This window comes from Marinobacterium sedimentorum, assembly GCF_024267675.1.
Taxonomy (GTDB): domain Bacteria; phylum Pseudomonadota; class Gammaproteobacteria; order Pseudomonadales; family Balneatricaceae; genus Marinobacterium_A; species Marinobacterium_A sedimentorum.
Genome location: NZ_JALDYX010000002.1, coordinates 163468 through 180490 on the forward strand (window position 1 = coordinate 163468; position 17023 = coordinate 180490).

A 17023-nucleotide genomic window follows, 5' to 3' on the forward strand; every position below is an offset into this window, starting at 1 on the left:
GGTAGTCACTTCTCGCTTGTGCTGACGAGCCTTAGCTCGAACGTGCCGTTGCGGTCATGCGGCACCTCAAGCTCCAGATCGCAGTGAACCGAACGGACGTGCGGCTCTTGCCGTTGCGGGAGTTGCTGGTATTTTTGCCGGATGCTTCATGCTTGCCCTAATCAAGAAGGTGCCTGTCCATCTCTTGCCCTGCCTTCTGCCTTCTGCCTTCTGCATCCATTAAGTCGTGCGGAAAAGACGTCTCTCTCGGGCAAAGAGGGGGCCTTTTATGTATTCGTTTTACTCGTCGCAGGTTGCCGGTTGGCCGGATTTTTATCAGCCGATGGGCCAATAGTCACGGCCTGGTATGTCTGGATAATATGCTGAACATCAACAGCATTACCCCGTTGTATTCGTTGATAATGGCTGATTGTTTTTTTCAGGTAGTCAGAGGCGGTTTTTGCCTGGGCGCTGCTGGATGATTGCCAGATGCGTTCGCCAATGACACTGATTTTGGCGCAGTCTTGGTTCCTTGCGGCGTGGGTGCAAACCAGCAGGACTTCATAGAAACGCTGCTTTTCTTCAACCAGGGCTTCTTCTCGGAGGCCAAATTTCAGCTGGATCAGCTGTTGTCGCAGTGCAAACTGATGGTGTACCGGGCACAGCAGGAAGTCGATATCTGCTGCGGGGTGCATCTTATGAATCGCTGCGACAAGCTGCATCATCAGATCACCGCCGACACCTGCGATAATGACCAGGTGTTTTCCGCAATATTGCTGCAGTGGCAGGGCGGCAACGTCTAAACAGTGAACTTGCCAGTATGGCAGGGCGCGGGGTGACGGCGTACTCAAGTCAGGCCCGAGATGGGGTGATTCCAGAGGAAAAAAGCGCTGCAGTTTTGCCTCCAGCTCGTGCATAAGATCGGGCACTCTGTCGACAAAGTGGATACAGGGTGCGATCTGGCGTGACAGCAAGTTTGCCCCCAGCAAACCGTGATCGCAGCAACAATCCCAGATATGGGCATAGCCTGATCTGACCATGGCGTCGATCTGTGCAAGCCGCTTTCCCAGTGTGATGCCCAATGTCTGTCCTGTATTTCCGTTCTGCTGGGTGTTTTGTGCCTAAAAGCGCGCATTGTAGTGGGTTTCACCAACATGGAGAAGCCAGGCAGTTACCGGACTCCATAGCCTTCTGCCTGGGAATTGCGTTTCTAGATCCCGCGGTGGTACAGGCCTTGTTCTGGTTCTTTCTTGTGCCTTGCCGCTTTTGCCCCGCCTTGCCTCCTGCCTTACCGTGCCTGCGGGAATCGGCTATCATCCGCGCCTGATTCAATCATCTATTTCTCAGGGTTTTTCTGTGGATATTCAACGTATCAATCCGAGTCCGCGCTGGTCGGACGCCACTGTCTATAACGGTATCGCACACTTTGTTGAAGTGGCCGAAGGCGATACCAGTGCAGACATCGTGGGGCAGGCGCAGCAGATTTTCGAGCAGGCCGAGGCATCGCTGGCATCCGTGGGTAGTGACAAGTCGCGCATTCTGTCCGTGACCATTTATGTTACCGATTTCGCCAACTTCGCAAGCTTCAACGCGGCCTGGGAGGCCTGGCTGCCGGCAGGTTGTGCGCCCAGTCGCGCCTGCGTAAAAGCGGAACTGGCGCGGCCGGAACTGCTGGTGGAGATCGCCTTTGTCGCGGCGGCGGGTCAGTAAGGTTGACGCGGGTGTAAAAACATCGGCCTTTAATAAGCTGCGGGTCGCGCCAGCAAGACAGGCCTCTGTCTCCAGCGCCGCCCTCAGCGGATTTTTACGCGCACAGGGGCTATTCATCCTGCCGGATCGCGACCTCAGTTGCCCCTGGCTGTATCGAGCTCATTTCGCCGACCTTGATGGCAGCCGGTGCTGACGGTCTTAGAAACTATTTTTTGTTGAAATATGCTTCGATATCAAGGCTATAGCTGGCACAACCTGGGAGTTAAGGGTATTTTTAGTAGCCAGCCTGACAGGGACGGACGATGGATGAGGTTATGTCTGCGTGATAGCTTCCCTGCATTGAAAGCGCTTTTGATGGGGGCATGGAGCTATTAACCTGGCGGGCAAATAGGTTCCCTCCCTGTTTGCCCGTTATGTACAGGAAGTACGGTCCCTTAACTTTTGCTCCTGCAAAGTAAGGATTTCCGCCATCCTTGGCGGTCATGCCGCACACGCATGGATGCGTGTGTGCTGAAGCATCCCTGCTTCATGTATCAACCCGGCGGGTTAATAAACAGGTATTTTGTGATCGTGTTAAGCGTTGGCTTGCGCGGATAATAATAAAGCAAGGCAGTACACCCGACCAACGGGTGGTTGCAGCGCAAGGAAGACGCATGGATTTAGAGAGTAAACCACTGCATATTTTCGTCAAAGAGGCTTTGATGCGCACGGCTCAGGGCCGCGTCGTTATAATGAGCTTCGTTGTTTACTGGCTGCTCAGTATTTGCGTTTTCCTGCGGCCAGCTACTTTTCTATCCAGCCCAGAGATCATGCTGGGAGCCCTGATCGTTTTTTTGCCCTGGCCACTGGTATCCTTGCTCATTACCCTCATACTCTCCAGTCCGCATTATAGATCCGACTCGATCTCGGCAGTGATTGTCACGTTCTGCAGCGGTATGCCGTTATGGTGGGTGTATTTCTAGTGTCCTGGTGCACTCTTGGGGGGGCTTTAGAGCGCGCTTATTTTTTCGCCAGCCAAGGCGTGAGGCACAGTCTTGGTGGGGCTGCGGCGACAACGAACAACGCAGGATGGCGGAAAAAGGGGCCGTTATAATCTTCATATAGCGTGCAACAGTACAGGGCATCTCTAAAAACCTACTGCGTGACTCATATGCTGCGTTGCGCGGTGCTCGGAATCCTCATGTATACCCCATACACTGCGGTTCCTGCGCGCCGTGCGCCTTGCCTCTGAACCGCTCGTTACGGTTTTTCGAGGCGCCCTACAGTATCCCGATGGGGTGAGCCTGGGCTCGCCCCTGATTCGAACGCCAGGCTTAAGGGAGAGTGCAATGGAATCCAGCGAAACCCCGAGGTTGGTCACTATGGTGCTGACCTCTGTGGACGAATTTCATCAGCAGCTTCTGATAGCACTGCATGCACTGGCAGATCCGCCGTTGTGTCTGGCACTGGAGGTGGATTTCGTCATGCAGCTGGCTGCGGGACTGGAGTCCCGGGTTCCGGTACTCCTGGCGCCCTACATGGTGCTTGACGATTTTAAGGCCGTGGAATCTGCACTGGACACCTGGGGCCAGGCAATGGCGGACTGGGTACAGCAAAATGCGCAGTATTCACCCGGACTGCTGTCCGTCAAGGTCGGCGTCTCGACCGTTGATGGCTTGGCAGAACGCGCTTCCTACAATGTCAGCATTGCAATCAACCGATAGCATTGCACTTAATGCGCGATCCTAACGGTGCCGGCTTTTGTGGTGCTCATCCTGGCTTGCGCCCAGCCTTAATCGATGTAGGGCCCAGATTTCACCCACCCGGTTTTCCAGCCTAAAAACCTGTGTGCCATCGGGTAGTACCCGCCTTCAAGCCCCGGTTATAATGCGCCCGCCAAACGCTAACCATTACAACACAGGCGCCTGCCGGAGCACCCATGCAAGACATTCTGGACGAGATCACCGCAACCCTGAACACCCGGGAAGACCGGGGAGAGGTAGCGCAGTATATTCCGGAGCTCGCCACCGTTGACCCGCAGCAGTTCGGCATCAGTGTGGCGCTGGCGGATGGGCGTACCTTCAGTGCCGGCAACGCCAGCGATCTGTTTTCCATCCAGAGCATCTCCAAGGTGTTTACCCTCACCATCGCCCTCGGTAAGCTCGGCGATGCGGTCTGGTCGCGGGTTGGACGGGAACCCTCGGGTGATCCGTTCAACTCCATCGTGCAGCTTGAGCATGAGAGTGGCAAACCGCGCAATCCCTTTATCAATGCCGGCGCCATTGCCATTGTGGATGCCATCATGATGGGGCACCAGCCCAAGGAAACCCTGGCGGAGATACTGCAGTTCGTGCGATTTATCGCCAATGATTCGACCATCGGCATTGACGAGACCGTCGCGCGATCCGAGCTGAAAACCGGCGATCGCAACGCGTCCCTGGCGCACTTCATGGCCTCGTTCGGCCGCCTCAAGCATCCGGTGGACCAGGTGCTGGGCACCTATTTCCATCACTGCTCCATTTCCATGACCTGCCAGCAACTGGCCCAGGCCGGCCTGTTCCTGGTGTCCGATGGCGTGAACTCGAGCACCGGCGTGCGGGTGGTTTCGGCCCAGCGGGCGCGGCGTATCAACTCCATGATGCTGATGTGCGGCCACTATGATGGCTCCGGCGAATTTGCCTACCGGGTTGGCCTGCCAGGCAAAAGTGGCGTCGGCGGCGGCATTCTGGCCATCGCGCCGGGCAAGGGTTCCATTGCGGTCTGGTCGCCGGGTCTGGATCGAATCGGCAACAGCAAGCTGGGCACCGAAGCGCTGGAAATGCTGGTGCAAAAAACCGGCTGGTCGGTGTTCGGGCACTGAGTTAGTTGCTCAGGGACAGTTCCGTGAACGCAAGAGGCGTATTACCGTCAGCGATAACCAGGTTGCCCGCAGTGGTCTGCACACAAGCGCCGTTATCTGTGCGGGCTCTGGTAATCTGATCCGGGTATCGACTCGCTTGAAACCAAAAAGCCGGGAATATTTTCCCGGCTTTTTGTTAAGGGTGGTTGGTACCAATGCTGACGCTACCGATACAGCAGCTGTGGCAGTACCAGCGAAATCCAGCTGACCAGGGTGATCAGGGTCAGGCGCAGGATATCAGCGCACCAGAAGGGCGTGATGCCGCGAAAGATGGTGCCGGTGCGCACGTCCGGCAGCACGGCGCTGAGCACGAAAACGTTCATGCCCACCGGGGGCGTGATCAGGCTGATCTCGGTCACGATCACCACCACTATGCCGAACCACACCGGATCAAAGCCCAGGCTCTGCACCAGCGGGAAGAAGATCGGCACCGTGAGCAGCAGCATCGACAGGCTCTCGAACACCATGCCCAGCACCATGTAGATCATCAGGATGACGAAGATCACGGTCATGGGCGATACGTCCAGCGAAGTGACGAAGGTCAGCAGTTCGTCCGGCAGGCCGGCGCGGTTGATGAAGTTCGAGAAGATCAGTGCGCCTATCAGCACCGTGAACAGCATGGCGCTGGTGCGGGCGGTGTCGGTCAGCAGCTCGAACAGCGACGCCAGGGTCAGGGACTTGCGCAGCAGGGCGATGACAAAGGCGCCGCCGGCACCGATACCGGCCGCTTCAGTGGGCGTGAATACGCCGAGGTAAATGCCACCCATCACCAGCAGGAACAACAGCAGGATATCGCGCACATCCTTGAGCGCGCCCAGGCGCTGCGGCCAGCTCTGGCGTTCGCCGCCCGGGCCTTTTTCGGGATGACGCCAGACCACCCAGCGCACGGCACCCAGATACAGCAGGATGCCGATCATGCCGGGAATAAAGCCTGCAGCAAAGAGTTCGCGGATGCTGGTTTCGGTCAGCAGGCCGTAGATCACCAAAATCACGCTGGGCGGAATCAGAATGCCCAGGGTACCGCCGGCAGCAATGGAGGCGGTGGCCAGGGAATCATCGTAGCCATACTTGCGCATCGGTGGCATGGCGACCTTGGCCATGGTGGCGGAGGTCGCAAGGCTGGAGCCGCAGATGGCGGAAAAACCGCCGCAGGCAACCACGGTGGCCATCGACAGTCCGCCCTTCATGTGGCCCATGAAGGCATTGGAGGCGCGATAGAGCTCGTGGGACAGTCCCGAGCGGGTGACCAGGTTGCCCATCAGGATAAACAGCGGAATCACCGACAAGCTGTATTCCTGGGCGGTGGAAATGACCCGCGACGTGGCCATGGCCAGTGGCGCCGTCCAGCGGAAATCCATCAGGTTGTCGATGCGCAGGCCCGACAGGTAGGCGAAGCCGAAAAAGCCCACCAGGGCCATGGCGAAGGCCAGGGGTATGCGCACCATTACAATCAAAAGCAGAAGCAGGGCGAAGCCTATCAGGGCAACAGTCATGGCGTTGGTATCCGGTATTATGGGTTCTTATAGTCGGGTGTGCCGGGAGCGCGGCTACCCCGTGGCGCAATCGGCAGCAGAAGCAGGGCAACAGTCATGGCGTTGGTATCCGAATGTTGTTCTTATTGCAGGGCGTCGCGCGCAGGCGCAGAGCCGGCGAACAGGCGGTACAGGCCCCAGCCCAGGGTGCCGGCAGCGGCAACCCAGCACATCAGGCCTATGTACTGCACCACGTAGCCCAGCGGCATCTGCAGATGCTCGGTCACTTCGTTGCGGCCTATGGAACGCGCCGCCTGCAGGAAGATCTGCTGCCCCAGAAAGTACAGCGCCACCGAGATCAGTAGCACCGACAGCGCCTCCATCGCCCGCACCCAGACGGGGCCCAGGAAGCCATCCATGATATCGACCACCACATGGGTGGCGCGCCAGGTGATCACCGGGATCTCGGCGAAGACGATAATGGCGATGGCGATTTCGGTCATCTCGACCGCGCCATCCACCGCATTGCTGAAGAAGTAGCGGCCCACCACATCGGCGCAGGTCAGCAGCATCAGCAGTGCCAGGGTCAGGGCGGCCAACGCCTCAAGGGCGAAGGCGAGCCAGCGTACCGGGCCTTTCTCCTTGTAATGCTCGTGCAGCCAGGCAGAAAAACGCATGGTTTTACTCCTCAGTTCTGATAGTGGCGGGCGACGTCACGCAGTTCCTGCAGTGCCGCCTTTGCGTCCACATCCAGATCGCTGACTTCCTTGAACCAGACATCATCCAGACCTGCGGCCAGGGTGCGGAATTCGTCCATCATGGGAGCGTCTGCGGCGACTTCCACCACATTGACACCATTGCTGCGGCTGTCGGCCAGGGCATCGGTACCGCACTGATCCCAGACTTCCCCTGCCAGGCGTGACAGCTTCTCGCCGGAGACGCTGCGAATCGCCGCCTGATCCGCTTCAGGCAGGCCAGCCATGAAATCCTGATTGATGAAAATGCCGAAGCTGCCCAGGTAGAGTCCGCCCGGCAGCAGGGTCAGGTTGGTGGCGACTTCACTCAGGCGCAGGGTTTTCTGTTCGCACACCGGCAGCAGGGCGCCGTCGATCACGCCCTGTTGCATCATTTCGTAGACCTTGGGGGCCGGCGCGTTGACGGCGGTGACATGCATCCTTTCACCCAGAATGCTCTGGATGCCGCCGCCCAGGCGGATCTTCTTGCCTTCAAGTTCCGCCAGGCTGTTAACGGGGTCTGCGGTCTGAATCTGGCCCGGGGCATGGGTGAAGAGGCCGACGACTTCGAGGCCGGCATGCTCGTTGGCCTTGGCGAGGTATTTCTCGTAGATGCGCCAGTAGGCCACGGAGGCGGCCTCGGCACCGGCCCCCAGCAGTGGCTGCTCGACGATCTGGGTCAGGCGAAAGCGCCCCGGTACATAACCGTGGAAAGACCAGCCGGCATCGGCCACGCCGTCTTCCACCAGGGTAAAGATGTCCTTGGGATGGCCCAGATCATAATCGATTTTAAGGCTGACGCGACCGTCGGTGGCTTCCTCTATCCACTTGCCCCAGGTGGGCAGGACCACGGCATTTTGCGGGTGAGTCGGCGGCAGCCAGCTGGCGACGTGCATTTCGGTCTGGGCCAGCACCGAGGTGGCGGAAAAAGCAAGGACGGAGGTCGCGAGTGCAATGAGTTTTTTGGCGTTCATCGAAGTATCCTTATTATGGTTATCAACTTTCGTTCAATGATCGGGGCTAAAGCCGCCAGGCCGGACGCAAGCCACAGCATGGATGCCCGCCAGATTAACGCCGGCAAAGCCGCAGATCATCGGGGTCTTGCTCACAACATTGTTTCTGTTCTGGAAATAATCCCGTCCCGGCGGTTGTGGGGCCGCAGGGGCGGGGGCCGGGCTCAGTGATCGAAGTCCAGCACCACCTTGTCGGTCAGCGGGTAGCACTGGCATGACAGCACATAGCCTTCGCGCAGTTCGTAGTCCTCGAGCGCAAAGTTGGCGTCCATTTCCACTTCACCTTCCACCACCCGCGCACGGCAGGTGGAGCAGACACCGGCCTTGCAGGAGTAGGGCAGATCGGCGCCATGGGCGTTACCGGCATCCAGAATGCTGTCGCTGTTCTTGGCCAGTTCAAACGCCAGCTGGCGACCATCGGAAATCACGGTGATCTGGCACAGCTCGGTGGGCGCATCGGCGGCTACTTCACGCTGGCGCTGCTGCTGGGCACCGGTGGCGGCGAAGAGTTCGAAGTGAATGCGTGACTTGTCGAGCTGGTGGGCTTGCAGTTCTTCACTCACCGTTTCGATCAGTGTCTGGGGGCCGCAGAGGAAGGCGGCATCCAGGGTTGGCACCTCGAGCCAGCGATCGAACAGCTCGCGGCACTTGTCGGCGTCGATACGGCCGTTGTACAGCTCTATGTCCTGCTGCTCGCGGGTCATGATAAACACCAGATTCAAACGCTCCATAAAGCGGTTCTTCAGGTCTTCGAGCTGTTCGCGCAGCAGGGTGCTGGCGGTGGCACGGTTACCGTAGAACAGGGTGAAGTTGCTTTTGGGCTCGGTTTCCAGGGTGCTTTTGATGATGGACACAATGGGCGTGATGCCACTGCCGGCCGCCACGGCCAGGTAGTTGCCCGTGCGAGCGGCATCCAGCTGCGTGTAGAAGTGGCCGGACGGGGGCATGGCTTCAAGCTGCATGCCGGCCCTGGCGCTGTCATTGAGGTAGTTGGAGAAGAGGCCGCCGGAGACGCGCTTGACGGCAATGCGCAGTTCATCGTCATGGATGCCGGTACAGATGGAATAGGAACGGCGTACTTCTTCGTTATCCAGGGTGGTACGCAGCACCAGGTGCTGGCCCTGGGTAAAGCGGTATTCCTGTTTCAGGTCCGCGGGCACCTTGAAGGCGATGGATACCGCATCGCGGGTTTCCTGGCGTACGTCCGCGACTTCCAGCAGATGAAAACGGCTCATAATTTTCTCACTCTTGTTGACTCGGATCGGTTGTCTGATCCTCGGGTGTTGGGTATCGCTTCGCTCCACCCAACCTACAAATCGTGGTTTTGGCGTAGGTTGGGTAGCGGCCCGAAGGTGCAAAACCCAACATCCGGCACACAACCGTTACCTAACACCCAATGCAGGGGCAACCGGCTCAGATGCATTTGAAATAGTCGAAGGGTTCCAGGCAGTCGGTGCAGCGGTACAGCGCCTTACAGGCGGTGGACCCAAATTCGCTGACCCGTTCGGTGTGCTCCGATCCGCACTGCGGACAGGCGATGACCGGCTCCTCACCCAGCAGGCTGCGCTTGCTGGCACTGCCCACGGGGGGCGCTATGCCATAGTCGTGCAGCTTGTTGCGGCCGCTCTCGCTGATCCAGTCGGTGGTCCAGGCGGGCGCCAGCTGCTGGTGCAGCTGCACATCCGCTATGCCCGCCTGGTGCAGCGCCTGCAGGATTTCCTGCTCGATAAAGGCGGTGGCCGGGCAGCCGGAGTAGGTGGGCGTCAGCGTGACCTGCAGCTGCTGCTCCTGCCATTGCAGGTCGCGCACGATGCCCAGTTCCACCACGCTGACCACCGGGACTTCCGGGTCCAGCACCTCATCCAGCAGTTGCCAGACGCGCGCCAGGGGCAGCTGCGAGGCGCTGGTGGCCGGCCGGCGGTCGCTGGCAATCAGGCTGTTGGCCCTGTGGTTCATAAGCGGTGGCTGACGCATGGGAGACCCCTCCTGTTATCGACGTTAGGCATTCTTACCAGACGGCATCCGGGTAGGCGCGCGGCAGGAACTGCATTTCGGCCAGCAGGAAACCCAGCTGCTCGGTATGCAGGCCCTGCTTGCCGCCCTGCTGCATGTAGCTGTCCATGGGCGGGCAGTCGAGCCTTGCCTCTTCCAGAGTGGCGCTGACATGGGCCTGCCACTGCGCCTTGATGGCGGCGCTATCCGGGGCTATGCCGGCCTCGAAGAGAAGGTTGTCGATGTCATCGGCCAGCAGCATTTCACCGCTGTAGGTCCAGATGTCGTCGATGGCCTGCTGCATTTTCTGGTGGCTTTCGTCGGTGCCATCGCCCAGGCGCTTGACCCAGGCACTGGAGCGGCGCAGGTGATAGGTCACTTCCTTCAGGGCCTTGGCGGCAATTGCGGCGATGCGCGCATCCTTGCTGTCGCACAGCGCCTGCAGCAGATAGTAGTGCCAGGCGTCGAACAGGTACTGGCGCGCCAGGGTATCGGCGTAGTTGCCATTGGCCTGTTCGGTGATCAGCAGGTTGCGGTATTCGCGCTCGTTGCGGCCAAAGCTCAGGTCATCGGCACTGCGGCCTTCACCCTGCAGCTCGGCGGCGTATTCCAGCCAGCTGCGGGCCTGGCCGATCAGGTCCAGTGCCACGTTGCCCAGGGCCATCTCTTCTTCCAGCGCCGGGGCATTGCCAATCCATTCGCACAGACGCTGGGCGAGGATGATGTCGCTGTCGCCCAGGCGCAGCAGGTATTCGGTCAAGGCGTGTTGCGTAGTCATGCTGAGCCTCCGTTACATGTGGCCAACTTCTTTGGGCAGATCGTAGAAGGTCGCGTGGCGATAGACCTTGTCATCGCTGGGATCGAACAGCGGCTCCTTCTCGTCCGGGGACGAGGCGGTGATCTGCGCCGAGGGTACGACCCAGAGGCTCACGCCTTCGCTGCGACGGGTATAGAGCTCGCGGGCGTTTTCCAGCGCCATGGGGGCATCGGCGGCGTGCACACTGCCGACATGCTTGTGATTCAGGCCGTGCTTGCTGCGCACGAATACTTCAAAAAGAGTCCAGTCAGACATGGTGTTGTCCTCGCTTTAAGCGGCTGCTTGTTTCTGTTTGTCGGCGTAGGCCTTGGCGGCTTCGCGTACCCAGGCGCCGTTTTCGTAGGCGTTGCGGCGTGTCTTCAGGCGGTCTTTGTTGCAGGGACCATTGCCCTTGAGGACGCTGTAGAACTCGCTCCAGTCGATGGCGCCGAAGTCGTAGTGACCGCGTGCTTCGTTCCACTTCAGGTCCGGGTCCGGCACCGTGCAGCCCAGCAGTTCGAGCTGCGGGATGGTCTGGTCGATAAAGCGCTGGCGCAGGTCGTCGTTGCTCATGCGCTTGACCTTCCACTGCATCGACTGCGCCGAGTTGGGGGAGTCGGTATCGTGTGGGCCAAACATCATCAGGGCCGGCCACCAGAAGCGGTTGATCGAGTCCTGCACCATGGCTTTCTGTTCGTCGGTGCCGTTGCGCATCATTTCCAGCAGGATCTGGTAGCCCTGGCGCTGGTGAAAGCTCTCTTCCTTGCAGATGCGTATCATGGCACGTGAATATGGGCCATAAGATGTTCTCTGTAATACAACCTGGTTGACGATGGCGGCGCCATCCACCAGCCAGCCGATGGTGCCCATGTCGGCCCAGCTGCGGGACGGGTAGTTGAAGATGCTGGAGTATTTCACTTCGCCGCTGTGCAGCTTTTCCAGTTCCTCGTCCCGGTTGGCGCCCAGGGTTTCCATGGCGCTGTAGAGATAGAGGCCGTGTCCGGCTTCATCCTGGATCTTGGCCAGCAACTGCAGCTTGCGCTTGAGGTTGGGGGCGCGTGTCAGCCAGTTTTTCTCGGGCAGCATGCCCACGATCTCGGAATGGGCGTGCTGGGACATCTGCCGGATCAGGGTGCGACGATAGGCTTCGGGCATCCAGTTCTTGGCTTCGATCTTGATGTCGGCATCGATCTTTTCCTGAAAGTGGCGCTCTTCGGGCGACATCTCATTCAGTGTCTTGACGCGTTTAACGCCGGTATCTACCAGTTGGGCGTACATGGCGGCTCCTGTGGTTCGTGGCGGGCGTGGGTGCCCTGTCGCTGACGATGTTTATGATTATATGACACAAAAAATATAAGTAAAGAATTATTAGCGTGTCATTATATGCAGTGTGGTGAGTGGTGAGTGGTGAGTGGTGAGTTGTTAGGCGTGACGCGTTAGCGGCGTTTTTCAAGACAGGGGTAGGGTGCCCTGAGCGCAGAATGGCACCGCGGCATAGATCCGTTGCGCCACGATTCGCTACGCTCAAGGTGCCGTACAGAAAAAGAAGGCGCCGGAAAGTGCCCTATGGGTGCGGAGCTCCTACTGGCGGAAAGCCCTGTGGGAGCGGCTTCAGCCGCGAAGAGGAAATGCGCCCATGGCGGCTATTCGCGGCTAAAGCCGTTCCCGTGAACAGGGTCTGTCTGGCGCTCTAGAATATCCTGCGGCGATTGACGACCTAACCGTCCCGGTAGGAGAAGCGCCGCCCCGGTACGATATGCTGTCACCTGTCACCTGTCACGCCTCCCGCTCACTTGCGCAGATCGGTGACGTGCTTGGCCTTGCCTTCGGAGCGGACCAGGGTGCCTGGCGCCGTAATGCGGATCGCGGTGCTGATGCCGATATAGGACTTGATGTGGTGTGACAGCTCCTTGATCACGCGGGCCTCGCCCTCGGCACCAATGCCGGCGGCATCGGGTTTGAGTTCGACCTTTACTTCCACCTTGTCGAGGTTGCCGTCCTTGGTGACCAGCATTTCGTAGTGGGGCGAGAGCTCTGCCAGGCGCAGTATCTGTTCCTCGACCTGGGTCGGGAAGACGTTGACGCCACGGATGATCAGCATGTCGTCGCTGCGACCGGTGATCTTGTCGATACGGCGCATGGGACGCGCGGTGCCCGGCAGCAGGCGCGTCAGGTCGCGGGTACGGTAGCGGATGATGGGCAGTGCTTCCTTGGTGAGGGTGGTGAACACCAGCTCGCCGTATTCGCCATCCGGCAGCACTTCGCCGCTGATCGGGTCGATAATTTCCGGGTAGAACAGGTCTTCCCAGAGGGTGGGGCCGTCCTTGGTTTCCAGGCATTCCATGCCCACGCCCGGGCCCATCACTTCGGACAGGCCGTAGATGTCCATGGCGTCGATCCCCAGTCGTTTTTCGAGTTCCGTGCGCATGGTGCCGGTCCAGGGTTCGGCGCCGAATACGCCCAGACGCAGGTTCAGTTTGTGCGGGTCAACGCCCTGGCGGTCCATTTCGTCCGCCAGGTTGAGCATGTAGGAAGGTGTCACCATGATGACGTCGGGGTTGAAATCGCGGATCAGCTGCACCTGTTTCTCGGTCTGGCCACCCGACATCGGAATCACGGTTGCGCCGAGGCGCTCCGCACCATAGTGCGCACCCAGGCCGCCGGTAAAGAGACCGTAGCCATAGGCCACATGCACGATGTCGCCGGCATGGGCGCCGGCGGCTCGCAGCGAGCGCGCCACGACATTGGCCCAGGTGTCGATATCCTTCTGGGTATAGCCCACCACGGTCGGCTTGCCGGTGGTGCCGCTGGAGGCGTGCAGGCGAACTATATCGCGCATCGGCACGGCAAACATGCCGTAGGGATAGTTGTCCCGCAGATCGTTTTTGACCGTGAACGGGAACTTCGCCAGATCCGCCAGGCTGTTGAGCTCGCTCGGATGCACGCCGGCGGCGTCGAAGCCCTGGCGGTAGAAGGGTACATTCTCATAGGCATGCATCAGGCTCCAGCGCATGCGCTCGAGCTGGGTTTGGCGCAGCTCGTCGATGCTGGCGGTTTCGATCGGGTCCAGAAGGTGGGTCATGGATTTCACCGTGCTGTTCATGGCAATCACTCTTGTTCTTAATTGTTGTCGCTTTGTCGGGTGCTGTCGCGTTTACCGCGTCGAGGCACCCGGCACTCCTTACTCATCAGCAGCCCAGGATCAGTCGCCCAGGCGCTCGATCACCAGGGCAATGCCCTGGCCCACGCCAATACACATGCAGCACAGGGCGTAGCGGCCCTGGCGTCGCTCCAGTTCGTGCAGGGCGGTGGTGATCAGGCGCGCACCGCTCATGCCCAGCGGATGGCCGAGCGCGATGGCGCCGCCGTTGGGGTTCACATGATCCGCGTCGTCCGGCAGGCCCAGGTCGCGCAGGACGGCGAGCGCCTGGGCGGCGAAGGCTTCATTGAGCTCGATCACATCCATCTGGTCGAGGTTGAGGCCGGTCTGCGCCAGTACCTTGCGAACCGCAGGCGCCGGACCGAAGCCCATGATGCGCGGCTCCACACCGGCCGTGGCCATGCCGAGAACGCGGCCACGGGCGCGCAGGCCATAGCGTGAGGCGCCGGCTGGGCTTGCCAGCAGCAAAGCGCAGGCCCCGTCGTTGACGCCCGACGCATTGCCGGCGGTCACGCTGCCGCCCTCGCGAAACGGTGTGGCCAGTTTGGCCAGGCTTTCGAGGCGGGTGTCGCCGCGGGGATGCTCGTCGGTGTCAAACAGCACTGCATCGCCCTTGCGCTGCGGGATGCTCACCGGCACGATTTCCTCGGCCAGGCGGCCGGCTTCAATGGCGGCGGCGGTGCGCTGCTGGCTGCGCAGGGCAAAGGCATCCTGGTCCTGGCGCGAGATATTGAAGTCAGCCGCGACGTTTTCCGCCGTTTCGGGCATGGAGTCCACCCCGAACTGGGCCTTCATCAGCCGGTTGACGAAGCGCCAGCCAATGGTGGTGTCGAACAGGTTGGCGCTGCGGCTGTAAGCGGATTCCGCCTTGCCCATGACAAAGGGGGCGCGGGACATCGATTCCACGCCGCCGGCGATCATCAGGTCCGCTTCACCGGCCTTGATGGTGCGCGCGGCCAGGCCCACGGCATCCATGCCAGAGCCGCACAGGCGGTTGATCGTGGTGCCCGGCACCGTGACCGGCAGGCCGGCCAGCAGCGCGGACATGCGTGCCACATTGCGGTTGTCTTCGCCGGCCTGGTTGGCGCAGCCGTACAGGATGTCATCCACCAGGCTCCAGTCCACGCTGCTGTTGCGCGCCATCAGTGCCTTGATCGGCACGGCGCCCAGGTCGTCGGCCCGCACGCTGGCGAGACTGCCGGCATAGCGGGCGATGGGGGTGCGGATGGCGTCGATAATCAAAGCGTCTTTCATGCAGAAGTCTCCGGCGCTGATTGTTGTTTGGTAGGCTGCGGTTCTGCCAGCAGGGTGCCGCGCACCTGATGTGACTTGCCGCGGAACAGGGCGATACAGTCGCCGTGCTGGTTCTCGATGGTCACGTCATAGATGCCGGTACGGCCGCTGCGCGAGCGCTCCTGGGCCCGTGCGCACAGCAGGTCGCCGAGCCTGGCCGGCGCCAGGTAGTCGATGGTGCAGCCGGCGCCCACGGTGATGGCGTTGTAGGTGTTGCAGGCAAAGGCGAAGGCGGAATCGGCCAGGGTAAAGATGTAGCCGCCGTGGCAGCTGTCGTGACCCTGGATCATGCGCGGGCTCACCGGCATGCGAATGACCGCGCTGCCCGGTGCAACCTCCAGGATTTCCATCTCCAGGGCCTGGGTAGCGGTATCCTTGGCAAACATGGCCTGGGCGCAGGCGTCGGCCAGCTGTTGCGGGGTCATGCAGGCCGGATCTGGCCGGATGCTTGAATCAGTCATGGATGGACTCTCCTGAAAAGGCTTTGCGGCGCAGCAGGGCGGACGGACGGTAGCGTGTTTCGCCATAGCTCTGTTGCAGGTGGGTCAGGGTGCGATGAATGTATCCCAGCCCAACCTGTTCGGCCCAGGCCAGGGGCCCTGCCGGGTAGTTGACGCCAAACTGCATGGCGGTATCGGCATCACGGGCGCTGCAGACGCCCTGCAGTACGGCATCACAGGCTTCGTTGGCCAGCATGGCGACGGTACGCAAAACCGCCAGGCCCGGTGCGTCATCCAGCAGAGAGACTTCAATACCGGCGGCACTGAGCAGGGCCACAACCGGCGCCAGGGCGCTGCTGTCGGCCTGATCTGAAAGGCTGATCGCTATGCGGCTGCAGCGGCTGTAATCCAGCGCCAGGTCAAACAGCACCAGATTATGAATGCTCTCGATGGCGGCGCGCTCGGTGGCCATGCGGCCGTCGCTGAGCATCAGTACGCTGTCTGCGATGCGGATCAGGCCCGGGCCATCGCGGCGAATCACCTTGATGCCGCACTCCTGCAGGCGCGCAATCAGGCCGTCGGCCGGTCCGAGGCTGCCCTCGACGACGATGCTGTCCACCACGGCCTGTGTGCCGGCGCTGAGCCTGGCCGGTTCCGCGCGCGGCGCATCCGCAGCGTAGTCATAGAAGCCGCGGCCGCTCTTGCGTCCCAGTCGGCCGCCTTCCACCAGCGCCTGCTGGGTCAGCGACGGCGTAAAGCGATCGTCGCCGTAATAGGCATCGAAAACCGAGCGGGTCACGGCGTAGTTGACGTCGTGCCCGATCAGATCCATCAGTTCAAAGGGGCCCATGCGAAAACCGCCGGCATCGCGCATCAGCGCATCCAGGGTGGCACTGTCGGCAGCGCCTTCGTCCAGCAGGCGCAGGCCTTCGGCATAGAAAGGGCGGGCCAGGCGGTTGACGATAAAGCCCGGTGTGGATTTGGCCTGTACCGCCTGCTTGCCCCAGGCGCCGGCGGTTGCCAGCAGGCAGTCGGTGATGGCCGGGTCCGTATCGAGCCCGCTGATCACTTCCACCAGTTTCATCACCGGTGCCGGGTTGAAGAAATGCAGTCCGGCCAGATTCTGTGGCCGTTGCAGCCCGGCGGCGATGGAGGTGATGGAAATCGACGAGGTATTGCTGGCCAGAATGCAGTCGGTGCTGCAGATGGCTTCGACCTGCGTCAGCACCTGCTGCTTGATGGCGAGGTTCTCAACGATGGCCTCGATCACCAGCGCCGCCGGTGCCAGATCCTTCAGATCGCTGATCGGGCTCAGGCGCGCCAGGATGGCATTGCGCTGGGTGCTGTCCAGCTTGCCGCGCTCTACCTGGCGGTCGAGCCCTTTGGCGATGCCGGCAATGCCTGCCTGGGCAGCGCCCGGGGCCTTGTCGTAGATCATCACCGGGTGGCCCGCGCTGGCGGCAACCTGGGCAATGCCTGCGCCCATGGCGCCGGCGCCGATCACCGCCACGGTATGCCCTGTGTTCAATGCATTCATCGCTGGATCTCCTCTCGAT

Annotated in this window: 16 protein-coding genes and 1 pseudogene; 3 read left to right on the forward strand and 14 right to left on the reverse strand. The window is 60.7% G+C overall.

Going from position 1 to position 17023, the window contains the following annotated elements; all coding sequences use genetic code 11:
* Positions 1–8 precede the first annotated feature (8 nt).
* Positions 9–154 (reverse strand): annotated as a pseudogene (locus tag MRS74_RS03135) (transposase); the annotation flags it as partial.
* Between the two features lie 112 nt (positions 155–266).
* Positions 267–1061 carry a tRNA (adenine(22)-N(1))-methyltransferase gene (locus MRS74_RS03140; protein WP_254578813.1) on the reverse strand — a complete coding sequence of 265 codons (795 nt, stop codon included), beginning with the start codon at positions 1059–1061 and terminating at the stop codon, positions 267–269.
* Between the two features lie 274 nt (positions 1062–1335).
* Between MRS74_RS03140 and MRS74_RS03145 the strand changes: the two genes are divergently transcribed.
* From MRS74_RS03145 to MRS74_RS03155, 3 genes are all read left to right on the forward strand, one after another.
* The gene (locus MRS74_RS03145; RefSeq protein ID WP_254578814.1) at positions 1336–1689 is read left to right on the forward strand and encodes a RidA family protein; all 354 of its coding nucleotides are present in this window, start codon (positions 1336–1338) and stop codon (positions 1687–1689) included.
* Between the two features lie 1328 nt (positions 1690–3017).
* On the forward strand, positions 3018–3392 hold the full coding sequence (locus tag MRS74_RS03150; RefSeq protein ID WP_254578815.1) for a hypothetical protein: 375 nt from the start codon (positions 3018–3020) through the stop codon (positions 3390–3392).
* A gap of 215 nt (positions 3393–3607) precedes the next feature.
* Entirely contained in the window at positions 3608–4528 is a 921-nt protein-coding gene (locus tag MRS74_RS03155; protein ID WP_254578816.1) for a glutaminase, read from the forward strand.
* Positions 4529–4731: 203 nt separating this feature from the next.
* On the opposite strand, the gene MRS74_RS03160 is transcribed toward MRS74_RS03155, so the two are convergent.
* The 12 genes from MRS74_RS03160 to paaH all read right to left on the reverse strand — a co-directional run bounded on the left by MRS74_RS03160 (position 4732) and on the right by paaH (position 17004).
* Entirely contained in the window at positions 4732–6060 is a 1329-nt protein-coding gene (locus MRS74_RS03160) for a TRAP transporter large permease (protein WP_254578817.1), read from the reverse strand.
* A gap of 122 nt (positions 6061–6182) precedes the next feature.
* On the reverse strand, positions 6183–6716 hold the full coding sequence (locus MRS74_RS03165; protein WP_254578818.1) for a TRAP transporter small permease: 534 nt from the start codon (positions 6714–6716) through the stop codon (positions 6183–6185).
* Positions 6717–6727: 11 nt separating this feature from the next.
* A complete protein-coding gene (locus MRS74_RS03170) occupies positions 6728–7747 on the reverse strand; it encodes a TRAP transporter substrate-binding protein (RefSeq protein WP_254578819.1) in 1020 nt (339 codons plus the stop codon).
* Positions 7748–7950: 203 nt separating this feature from the next.
* Positions 7951–9021, reverse strand: a complete 1071-nt coding sequence (gene paaE / locus MRS74_RS03175) for a 1,2-phenylacetyl-CoA epoxidase subunit PaaE (protein WP_254578820.1) — start codon at positions 9019–9021, stop codon at positions 7951–7953.
* A 178-nt stretch (positions 9022–9199) separates the two neighbouring features.
* On the reverse strand, positions 9200–9760 hold the full coding sequence (gene paaD, locus MRS74_RS03180) for a 1,2-phenylacetyl-CoA epoxidase subunit PaaD (RefSeq protein ID WP_254578821.1): 561 nt from the start codon (positions 9758–9760) through the stop codon (positions 9200–9202).
* Between the two features lie 34 nt (positions 9761–9794).
* Positions 9795–10556: a 1,2-phenylacetyl-CoA epoxidase subunit PaaC gene (paaC, locus tag MRS74_RS03185; RefSeq protein ID WP_254578822.1), complete on the reverse strand. Its 762-nt coding sequence runs from the start codon at positions 10554–10556 to the stop codon at positions 9795–9797.
* Positions 10557–10568: 12 nt separating this feature from the next.
* Positions 10569–10850 carry a 1,2-phenylacetyl-CoA epoxidase subunit PaaB gene (gene paaB / locus MRS74_RS03190; RefSeq protein ID WP_254578823.1) on the reverse strand — a complete coding sequence of 94 codons (282 nt, stop codon included), beginning with the start codon at positions 10848–10850 and terminating at the stop codon, positions 10569–10571.
* Between the two features lie 15 nt (positions 10851–10865).
* Positions 10866–11852, reverse strand: a complete 987-nt coding sequence (gene paaA / locus MRS74_RS03195) for a 1,2-phenylacetyl-CoA epoxidase subunit PaaA (protein WP_254578824.1) — start codon at positions 11850–11852, stop codon at positions 10866–10868.
* Between the two features lie 511 nt (positions 11853–12363).
* Complete coding sequence (gene paaK, locus MRS74_RS03200) at positions 12364–13677, reverse strand: phenylacetate--CoA ligase PaaK (RefSeq protein ID WP_254578825.1); 1314 nt, start codon at positions 13675–13677, stop codon at positions 12364–12366.
* 99 nt (positions 13678–13776) lie between these two features.
* Positions 13777–14988: a 3-oxoadipyl-CoA thiolase gene (pcaF, locus tag MRS74_RS03205; protein WP_254578826.1), complete on the reverse strand. Its 1212-nt coding sequence runs from the start codon at positions 14986–14988 to the stop codon at positions 13777–13779.
* Positions 14985–15488 (reverse strand): hydroxyphenylacetyl-CoA thioesterase PaaI, encoded by a 504-nt coding sequence (paaI, locus tag MRS74_RS03210; RefSeq protein WP_254578827.1) that lies wholly within the window; start codon positions 15486–15488, stop codon positions 14985–14987. The genes pcaF and paaI overlap by 4 nt, the downstream gene beginning before the upstream one ends.
* A complete protein-coding gene (gene paaH, locus MRS74_RS03215; protein WP_254578828.1) occupies positions 15481–17004 on the reverse strand; it encodes a 3-hydroxyacyl-CoA dehydrogenase PaaH in 1524 nt (507 codons plus the stop codon). Before paaH ends, paaI begins: the two co-directional genes overlap by 8 nt.
* Positions 17005–17023 lie beyond the last annotated feature (19 nt).

What these genes read in the sequence shown, in the direction of transcription:
- MRS74_RS03165 (WP_254578818.1), bottom strand. Translation starts at nt 6,716, where the DNA reads ATGCGTTTTTCTGCCTGGCTGCACGAGCATTACAAGGAGAAAGGCCCG.
- paaA (WP_254578824.1), bottom strand. Translation starts at nt 11,852, where the DNA reads ATGTACGCCCAACTGGTAGATACCGGCGTTAAACGCGTCAAGACACTG.
- paaI (WP_254578827.1), bottom strand. Translation starts at nt 15,488, where the DNA reads ATGACTGATTCAAGCATCCGGCCAGATCCGGCCTGCATGACCCCGCAA.
- paaH (WP_254578828.1), bottom strand. Translation starts at nt 17,004, where the DNA reads ATGAATGCATTGAACACAGGGCATACCGTGGCGGTGATCGGCGCCGGC.
- paaK (WP_254578825.1), bottom strand. Translation starts at nt 13,677, where the DNA reads ATGAACAGCACGGTGAAATCCATGACCCACCTTCTGGACCCGATCGAA.
- paaD (WP_254578821.1), bottom strand. Translation starts at nt 9,760, where the DNA reads ATGCGTCAGCCACCGCTTATGAACCACAGGGCCAACAGCCTGATTGCC.
- paaC (WP_254578822.1), bottom strand. Translation starts at nt 10,556, where the DNA reads ATGACTACGCAACACGCCTTGACCGAATACCTGCTGCGCCTGGGCGAC.
- MRS74_RS03155 (WP_254578816.1), top strand. Translation starts at nt 3,608, where the DNA reads ATGCAAGACATTCTGGACGAGATCACCGCAACCCTGAACACCCGGGAA.
- MRS74_RS03170 (WP_254578819.1), bottom strand. Translation starts at nt 7,747, where the DNA reads ATGAACGCCAAAAAACTCATTGCACTCGCGACCTCCGTCCTTGCTTTT.
- MRS74_RS03160 (WP_254578817.1), bottom strand. Translation starts at nt 6,060, where the DNA reads ATGACTGTTGCCCTGATAGGCTTCGCCCTGCTTCTGCTTTTGATTGTA.
- pcaF (WP_254578826.1), bottom strand. Translation starts at nt 14,988, where the DNA reads ATGAAAGACGCTTTGATTATCGACGCCATCCGCACCCCCATCGCCCGC.
- paaE (WP_254578820.1), bottom strand. Translation starts at nt 9,021, where the DNA reads ATGAGCCGTTTTCATCTGCTGGAAGTCGCGGACGTACGCCAGGAAACC.
- paaB (WP_254578823.1), bottom strand. Translation starts at nt 10,850, where the DNA reads ATGTCTGACTGGACTCTTTTTGAAGTATTCGTGCGCAGCAAGCACGGC.
- MRS74_RS03150 (WP_254578815.1), top strand. Translation starts at nt 3,018, where the DNA reads ATGGAATCCAGCGAAACCCCGAGGTTGGTCACTATGGTGCTGACCTCT.